This window comes from Vibrio sp. 2132-1 (genome assembly GCF_033344315.1).
Map to the genome: position 1 here is coordinate 1 of NZ_JAWPON010000272.1, position 745 is coordinate 745.

The window sequence follows — 745 nt, forward strand, 5'->3', positions numbered from 1 at the left end:
AACAAATCAATGGCTATCAAAGATCGCTAAGAAAGTCTTTCAAGCGTTTCCCGGCGCATTTCCTTCTGCGGCGGTTGTCGGTAACCCAGTACGTGAAGACGTAACGCAGTTGGATGAGCCCGCTCAACGTATGCAAGAGAGAGAAGGACCAATTCGTATTCTTGTTATGGGCGGCAGCCAAGGGGCGCGTATTCTTAATCAAACATTGCCAGCGGTGATGGCAAACTTGGGACAAGACTACTGTATTCGTCATCAAGCAGGTAAAGGCGCAGCGCAAGAAGTGCAAGCTGCTTATCAAGCGAACAATGTTGCTAATGCAGAAGTGACCGAGTTTATCGATGATGTTGCACAAGCGTATGCGTGGGCAGATCTGTTAGTGTGCCGTTCTGGCGCATTGACGGTATCTGAAGTCTCAGCAGCAGGTGTAGGCGCGATTTTTATCCCGTTCATGCATAAAGACCGTCAACAGGCACTGAATGCCGACCATTTAGTGGAATGCGGTGCTGCGAAGATGATTGAACAACCTGATTTAACCGTGGAGTCTTTGACTCAACAGATCCAACAATTGGATCGCCAAGCTTTACTTTCAATGGCTCAAAAGGCACGCAGTGCCGCAAAATTAGATGCTGACAAAGTTGTCGCACAAGCCATTGTCGCTTTGACCGAAAAGCGTTAACGAATTATTGAGAATCGAATTAATGACTATCCAACATACACAAGACTTAGCTCAGATTCGCGCGATGGT

The 745-nt window shown here is 47.2% G+C and carries 1 protein-coding gene; it reads left to right on the top strand.

All coding sequences use genetic code 11. From position 1 onward, the window contains the following. A partial coding sequence (locus tag R8N47_RS24870; RefSeq protein WP_318186064.1) for a UDP-N-acetylglucosamine--N-acetylmuramyl-(pentapeptide) pyrophosphoryl-undecaprenol N-acetylglucosamine transferase occupies positions 1–676 on the top strand: 676 nt, incomplete at its 5' end. Positions 677–745 lie beyond the last annotated feature (69 nt).